Below are 7,984 nucleotides of genomic sequence, written 5' to 3' on the forward strand. Positions count from 1 at the left end.
TAAATGGGTACTGAGGAGATGGAAGAAATGGTATTTTTTCAATCAATTGAAAGTGTGATCAGTATCATCTTGATGATTGGATTAGGCTATGTACTAAAAAGCTTGGGGTGGTTTGATGAACAGTTTGGGGGAAGTATCTCTTCCTTGATCACTAAAGTAGCTTTACCCGCCTCGATTTTCGTTTCAGTTATGAAGAATTTAACTAAAAGCAGTTTGATCGAATTATCTGGAAGTTTGATTTATCCGATCGCTGCAGTGATCATTTCCTACCTGATTGCTTATGTGCTAACAAAATTACTCAAGATACAACCAGGTAGACGGGGGATTTTTATGAATGCAGTGGTGAATGCCAATACGATATTTATTGGCTTGCCACTTAATATTGCCCTTTTTGGCGAAGCCTCTTTACCTTACTTTTTAATTTATTATGTGACAAATACCGTATCGACATGGGCATTTGGTGTGTTTTTGATCGCTAATGATGACCCGACAAAAGATCGAACAGAAAAGAAAACGAAGCTGAATTGGAAAAAGCTTTTACCAGCGCCTTTATTAGGTTTTATCCTTGCGCTTTTCTTCTTGGTGTTAGAGATCCCTGTACCTGATTTTGTCAATTCAACACTAAATTATGTAGGCGGGATCGTGACGCCATTATCATTGATCTATATCGGAATTGTTTTATACGATGCAGGGTTGAAAAGTATTCGATTTGATCGGGATACGATCGTGGCTTTGATCGGTCGATTTATCTTAGCACCAGCTATATTGATTGGACTGATGGTAATAGGTAAATATGCCTTTGGTGCAGAACTAGCCCCTCTACTGAAACAAACGTTGATCGTACAGTCAGCTACACCTATGCTAGCTGTCTTGCCAATACTTGCAAATGAAGCCCACGGTGATGTGAAGTATGCAACGAATCTTGTCACGACGAGTACCCTGCTATTTGTGTTCGTTGTACCTATTTTAATGCAATTGATCCAATACATTTGATATCTGATCAAACGGTGGTAGCTAGCGACAAAGTAAACGCAGAGCGAATAAATCTCACGTAGATGAGAAAAACGCTCTGTGTTTTTTTATGAAGTGTAAGGTGTCAAGAAAATTTCATTGACAACCGACTTTTTGCCCTGTATAATAGCTTTTGTTGCTTAGGAGTGATGAAACTATGAAATGGTCTTTATTGGAATTGAGAAAATACCAAGAGACACCGTTAACTTTTCATGAGACCCTTGACGTAAAAAAGGCTCTTATGAAGCGAGACGATTCAATTTTAGATGTTGCGCCTGTGGAAGTCGAAGGTCTAGTCTCAGTAGATAACAAAGGCTATCTCGTTCATTACACTGCGCAGACGACACTGACTGTTCCGTCCACTCGTTCATTGACACCAGTTGAATTACCAATCAAGCTGTCTGTGGATGAATTGTTTATGACGATGGAACAATACCAACGTAGAGATGTTCAGTTACCTTCAGAAGAGATCCTCTTAATCGAAGGAACGCATCTAGATGTGACAGAGTCGATCGAAGACAACATTTTATTGGCGATTCCGATGCGTGTACTCACAGAAGAAGAAGAGCATTCCACTGAATTACCGAAAGGGAATGATTGGGAAGTGCTATCCGAAGAAGAGTACGAAAAACGCAAAACGGAAGAAGCTGAGACAAAAGTAGATCCTCGTCTTGCAAAACTATCAGAATTTTTTGATTCAGCATCAGAAGAAGATGATAACGCGTAAGATTGGAATATATTGTATCAAATCTTGATACGAGACTTTACAAGGAGGTGTAGCAAAATGGCAGTACCAGCTAGAAGAACATCGAAAGCTAAAAAAGCAAAACGTCGTACTCATTACAAATTGACAATCAAAGGATTGAACGAATGTCCAAACTGTGGTGAAATGAAAAAAAGCCATCACGTATGTGCAAGTTGTGGTTACTACGATGGTAAGGACGTAATGTCTAAAGAAGCTTAATACATTTTATTTAGAAAATGTAAAACCTCAAGGCTAACCATGGAGCCTTGAGGTTTATTTTTTTGATTCTGAAATAACGATTGTATTCGGAATGATAAGAAGTAAGAAACATCATCGATTCGTACTTATTTGGTTTGCAAGTAAGCTATGTTAAGCTATAATGAGAGAGATTAGGGAGAACATCCCATATGTAGGAGGAGTTTATATGTCAAAACAACAAATCGGCGTTGTCGGAATGGCCGTCATGGGTAAAAATCTAGCCCTTAACATTGAAAGCCGCGGCTACTCTGTTGCACTATTCAACCGTACAGGAGCAAAAACAACAGATGTGGTAGAAGAGCATCCAGACAAAAACTTCAAAGCAACATACACGATCGAAGAATTTGTTGATTCAATCGAAAAACCACGTCGTATCCTTTTGATGGTCAAAGCAGGACCAGCAACAGATGCAACGATCCAAGAATTATTACCACATTTAGACAAAGGTGATATTTTGATCGATGGCGGGAATACCTTCTTCCAAGATACGATCCGTCGAAATGAAGAATTAGCCAACTCTGGTATCAATTTTATCGGGACTGGTGTTTCAGGTGGAGAAGAAGGTGCGTTGAAAGGACCTTCGATCATGCCTGGTGGACAAAAAGAAGCGTATGAATTAGTTGCACCGATCCTTGAACAAATTTCTGCAAAAGCAGAAGACGGCACGCCTTGTGTAACTTACATTGGTCCAAATGGTGCAGGCCATTATGTCAAAATGGTCCATAATGGGATTGAGTATGGTGATATGCAACTGATTGCCGAATCTTACGACTTGATGAAAAATATTTTAGGTTTATCTGTCGATGAGATGGCTGATATCTTCAAAGAATGGAACGAAGGTGAATTAGATAGCTACTTGATCGAAATCACTGCGGACATTTTGACACGTAAAGACGATGAAGGCACAGGTCAACCGATCGTAGATGTGATCCTTGATGCTGCTGGAAATAAAGGAACAGGGAAATGGACAAGTCAAAGTGCTTTAGACCTTGGTGTACCACTTCCATTGATCACAGAGTCTGTCTTTGCCCGTTATATCTCTGCATACAAAGATGAACGTGTACAAGCAAGCAAAATCTTGACACATACGAATGATTTTGAATTCAACGGCGATAAAAAAGAATTTATCGAAAAAATTCGTGAAGCGTTATACTTCAGCAAAATTATGAGCTATGCACAAGGGTTTGCACAGCTACGTGTCGCATCGAAAGACTATGGCTGGGATTTACCATTCGGTGAAATTGCAAAAATCTGGCGCGCCGGCTGTATCATCCGTGCTCGTTTCTTACAAAAAATCACTGATGCCTACGAAAACAATCCTGACATTGAAAATCTATTATTGGATGACTACTTTGTTGAGATCACTAAGAAATACCAACAAGCCGTACGAGAAGTTGTTGCGTTAGCTGTTCAAGCAGGCGTACCGGTACCAACATTCTCTTCAGCGATTGCTTACTTTGATTCATACAGAGCCGAACGTTTGCCTGCAAATATCATCCAAGCACAACGTGATTATTTTGGCGCACACACGTATGAACGTGTTGACAAAGAAGGAATCTTCCATTACTCATGGTATAACGAAGATTAATCAACTTCTTTATTCTTCAACATGCTAGACAAATAAGTAATAAATGAAAGAGCTGAGGTCAATTTATAGAGGGCGACTTCAGCTCTTTTTTAAAATAGTATTCCATGATAAAATGATTATAGATTTTAAATTAACTATTGGTATAATAATGGAGTTTAGAAGCCTAGGAGAGAAAGGACAAAATTGAATGAGTAATATTCTAATCATTGAAGATGAGAAAAACTTAGCCCGATTTGTCGAGTTAGAATTAAAACATGAAGGGTATAATGCTGAAGTACATTACAATGGACGAACAGGTCTGGATGCTGCTTTGAATAATGAGTGGGATGCAATTTTATTAGACTTGATGTTACCTGAATTGAACGGACTTGAAGTTTGTCGTCGCGTACGCCAAGCGAAAAATACACCAATCATCATGATGACTGCGAGAGATTCTGTCATTGATAGAGTTTCTGGTTTAGATCATGGTGCAGATGATTACATCGTCAAACCATTTGCAATCGAAGAATTGTTAGCACGTCTACGTGCTTTATTGCGCCGCATCGACATCGAAGGAGATAAAAATGTGGCAAAACAAACGACGATCACTTATCGCGACTTAACGATCGAAAAAGAAAATAGAGTCGTACGTCGTGGCAATGAAGTCATTGAATTAACGAAGCGTGAATATGAACTATTACTTACTTTGATGGAAAATGTCAACGTGGTACTTGCACGGGATGTTTTATTAAACAAAGTATGGGGCTACGAAACCGAAGTGGAAACAAACGTAGTGGATGTGTATATTCGTTATCTCCGTAATAAAATCGATGTTCCTGGTGAAGAAAGCTATATTCAAACAGTACGTGGAACTGGTTACGTGATGCGCTCGTGAGCAATTACAATCAAACCGAAAAAAGAGAACTTAAAGGTCCATCCTTGACGATCAAGTGGGCCTTTGCAAGTTCTTTCTTCATATTTGTCGTCTTTACGATTTTTGCAGTGATCACCTATAAATCATCGATCAATCTAATCGTAGCTAAGGAAAGAGCAAATGTCGAACATACGATTTCTGAAGCGGCTTCTCGTTTATCAAATTCAGATGAGGAGTTGACATTGATCAATGCCTATCGAAACTTAACGAACGCTGACCAAACCGGCGGCACTGGAGATGATACCGCGGTCATTGAAGGGAACTTGATGAAAATCGACTCCTTTATTTCTGAGCTTGGTCAAGCATCGATGGATCTGTATGTTTATGATCTGGATGAAAAATTGATTTTTAAAACACACGAAAAAAGTCGTTCATTGATTCAAACGACCAGGAAGATCCCAACGATCGTTACTCTAGACGGGAAAACTGGCTTTTTATCGATCCAACCTATTTATTCTAAACAAACAAGAGAAAAAATCGGCTATACTCAAACATTTTATGAACTTTCATCTTTCTATGATATAAGAAATAATCTTTTATTGACTTTGATCGTGCTAGAAATCGTCTCCTTGATACTAAGTAGTATCTTAGGTTTCTTCCTATCTTCCTACTTCTTAAAACCGTTAAAAGTATTACGAGATACGATGGATACGATCCGTAAAGATCCACAATCAGATATTCATATGCCAGAGATTGATACAGATGATGAGTTAGCAGACCTTGCTGAGATCTTCAATGAAATGCTAGATCGTATGCGTCTGTATATCGAACAACAAGAACAATTTGTGGAAGATGTATCACATGAATTAAGAACACCTGTAGCAATTATTGAAGGGCATCTTAGCTTATTAAATCGTTGGGGGAAAGATGATCCCGAAATTTTAGAAGAATCCCTAACTGCAAGTATGCAAGAAATCAGTCGGATGAAAAGCTTAGTACAAGAAATGTTAGATCTATCACGTGCAGAGCAAGTAGATGTTTATTATGCCAACGAAACGACGAATGCAAAAGAAGTGACTTACCAAGTATTCAATAATTTTAAATTACTTTATCCTGATTATGTTATTACACTGGATGATGACTTAGCTAAAGAAGTAACACTACAAATTTTTAGAAATCATTTTGAACAATTGATTATCATCATTTTAGATAATGCAGTAAAGTATTCAACGACAAGAAAAGAAGTCCATATCTCGATTTCATCCACGCTTAGTGAATTTGAGATCGCGATCCAAGATTTTGGTGAGGGAATACCTGAAGAGGACTTGAAGAAAATATTTAATCGTTTTTATCGTGTAGATAAAGCAAGAGCACGAACAAAAGGTGGAAATGGCTTAGGATTGTCGATTGCCAAACAACTTGTAGAAAGCTATAAAGGCAGAATATTAGCAGAGAGCGTAGTGGGGCAAGGGACGATTTTTAGAATTTTTGTACCAATTGTACGAACAGAAGACAAGTAAAGTGATGACTTTGCTTGTTTTTTTTTATGTATTTATCGATAAGCTTCACTAGGTCATTGATTTCTAAGAAGTTCTTACGTAGCCCTTCCCCTAAAAAGAGACGAACTATAATTGTAAAATACTAGAATAATACAATTAAATAACATCAAAAAACTGTTGATTTTTAAACATCTTATACGAATATTCGGCTTTGAAAATAATCGTTGAAAAAAGCATTTTTTCTATTGCAATTTTTTTAAGTCCTTGATATATTATTATTTGTTCTGACAAAGCAGTAAGAAACGTCATGATAAATTGTTGAATTTAAATGTTGACGAGGTTTTAATGCTATGTTATAATAACGAAGTCGTTAAAAAACAAGGTGGTAAAAACCTTAATATACCAACAAAAAAGTTGTTGACAAATAACAAGCAAGATGGTATATTAATGAAGTCGCTAAGAAATAACGACAAACAACTTTCTAAGTTAAGAAAGAAAAACTTGTTGACAACTTCTTAAAGAAATGTTAAGATATAAAAGTTGTTAAATAAGAAAGAATAGACCTTTGAAAACTGAACAAAGTAAGACAAACCAAATGTGTAGGGCGTCTTGATTCAATTCAAGACAACAAACATTTTTAACAAGCAAGCAATATGCTAGCAAACAATTGAGCTTAGCAATCGAAAGATTGTTCTAACTTTTATTTATGAGAGTTTGATCCTGGCTCAGGACGAACGCTGGCGGCGTGCCTAATACATGCAAGTCGAACGCTTCTTTTCCCATCGGAGCTTGCTCCACCGGGAAAAGAGGAGTGGCGAACGGGTGAGTAACACGTGGGTAACCTGCCCATCAGAAGGGGATAACACTTGGAAACAGGTGCTAATACCGTATAACAATCGAAACCGCATGGTTTCGTTTTGAAAGGCGCTTTACGGTGTCGCTGATGGATGGACCCGCGGTGCATTAGCTAGTTGGTGAGGTAACGGCTCACCAAGGCCACGATGCATAGCCGACCTGAGAGGGTGATCGGCCACATTGGGACTGAGACACGGCCCAAACTCCTACGGGAGGCAGCAGTAGGGAATCTTCGGCAATGGACGAAAGTCTGACCGAGCAACGCCGCGTGAGTGAAGAAGGTTTTCGGATCGTAAAACTCTGTTGTTAGAGAAGAACAAGGGTGAGAGTAACTGTTCACCCCTTGACGGTATCTAACCAGAAAGCCACGGCTAACTACGTGCCAGCAGCCGCGGTAATACGTAGGTGGCAAGCGTTGTCCGGATTTATTGGGCGTAAAGCGAGCGCAGGCGGTTTCTTAAGTCTGATGTGAAAGCCCCCGGCTCAACCGGGGAGGGTCATTGGAAACTGGGAGACTTGAGTGCAGAAGAGGAGAGTGGAATTCCATGTGTAGCGGTGAAATGCGTAGATATATGGAGGAACACCAGTGGCGAAGGCGGCTCTCTGGTCTGTAACTGACGCTGAGGCTCGAAAGCGTGGGGAGCAAACAGGATTAGATACCCTGGTAGTCCACGCCGTAAACGATGAGTGCTAAGTGTTGGAGGGTTTCCGCCCTTCAGTGCTGCAGCTAACGCATTAAGCACTCCGCCTGGGGAGTACGACCGCAAGGTTGAAACTCAAAGGAATTGACGGGGGCCCGCACAAGCGGTGGAGCATGTGGTTTAATTCGAAGCAACGCGAAGAACCTTACCAGGTCTTGACATCCTTTGACCACTCTAGAGATAGAGCTTCCCCTTCGGGGGCAAAGTGACAGGTGGTGCATGGTTGTCGTCAGCTCGTGTCGTGAGATGTTGGGTTAAGTCCCGCAACGAGCGCAACCCTTATTGTTAGTTGCCATCATTTAGTTGGGCACTCTAGCAAGACTGCCGGTGACAAACCGGAGGAAGGTGGGGATGACGTCAAATCATCATGCCCCTTATGACCTGGGCTACACACGTGCTACAATGGGAAGTACAACGAGTCGCGAAGTCGCGAGGCTAAGCTAATCTCTTAAAGCTTCTCTCAGTTCGGATTGT

6 protein-coding genes and 1 rRNA gene (1 of these 7 only partly in view) are annotated in these 7,984 nt (G+C 39.9%); all 7 read left to right on the plus strand.

Features of this window, described 5'->3' with window-relative positions; genetic code table 11:
* Nucleotides 1-27 precede the first annotated feature (27 nt).
* A complete protein-coding gene (locus tag IGK77_RS04985; RefSeq protein ID WP_019723059.1) occupies nucleotides 28-993 on the plus strand; it encodes an AEC family transporter in 966 nt (321 codons plus the stop codon).
* Between the two features lie 175 nt (nucleotides 994-1,168).
* Nucleotides 1,169-1,738, plus strand: coding sequence for a YceD family protein (locus IGK77_RS04990; RefSeq protein ID WP_010735837.1), 570 nt, complete (start codon nucleotides 1,169-1,171; stop codon nucleotides 1,736-1,738).
* Nucleotides 1,739-1,795: 57 nt separating this feature from the next.
* Nucleotides 1,796-1,975 carry a 50S ribosomal protein L32 gene (gene rpmF / locus IGK77_RS04995; RefSeq protein WP_010735836.1) on the plus strand — a complete coding sequence of 60 codons (180 nt, stop codon included), beginning with the start codon at nucleotides 1,796-1,798 and terminating at the stop codon, nucleotides 1,973-1,975.
* Between the two features lie 205 nt (nucleotides 1,976-2,180).
* Complete coding sequence (gndA, locus tag IGK77_RS05000) at nucleotides 2,181-3,602, plus strand: NADP-dependent phosphogluconate dehydrogenase (protein ID WP_034688385.1); 1,422 nt, start codon at nucleotides 2,181-2,183, stop codon at nucleotides 3,600-3,602.
* Between the two features lie 187 nt (nucleotides 3,603-3,789).
* A complete protein-coding gene (locus IGK77_RS05005; RefSeq protein WP_010735834.1) occupies nucleotides 3,790-4,476 on the plus strand; it encodes a response regulator transcription factor in 687 nt (228 codons plus the stop codon).
* The gene (locus IGK77_RS05010) at nucleotides 4,473-5,975 is read left to right on the plus strand and encodes a HAMP domain-containing sensor histidine kinase (protein ID WP_071866070.1); all 1,503 of its coding nucleotides are present in this window, start codon (nucleotides 4,473-4,475) and stop codon (nucleotides 5,973-5,975) included. The genes IGK77_RS05005 and IGK77_RS05010 overlap by 4 nt, the downstream gene beginning before the upstream one ends.
* A gap of 681 nt (nucleotides 5,976-6,656) precedes the next feature.
* Nucleotides 6,657-7,984: ribosomal RNA gene (locus IGK77_RS05015) — 16S ribosomal RNA — on the plus strand (it continues 233 nt past the right edge of the window).

This window comes from Enterococcus sp. DIV0806c, assembly GCF_051710905.1.
Classification (GTDB): Bacteria; Bacillota; Bacilli; order Lactobacillales; family Enterococcaceae; genus Enterococcus_B; species Enterococcus_B mundtii.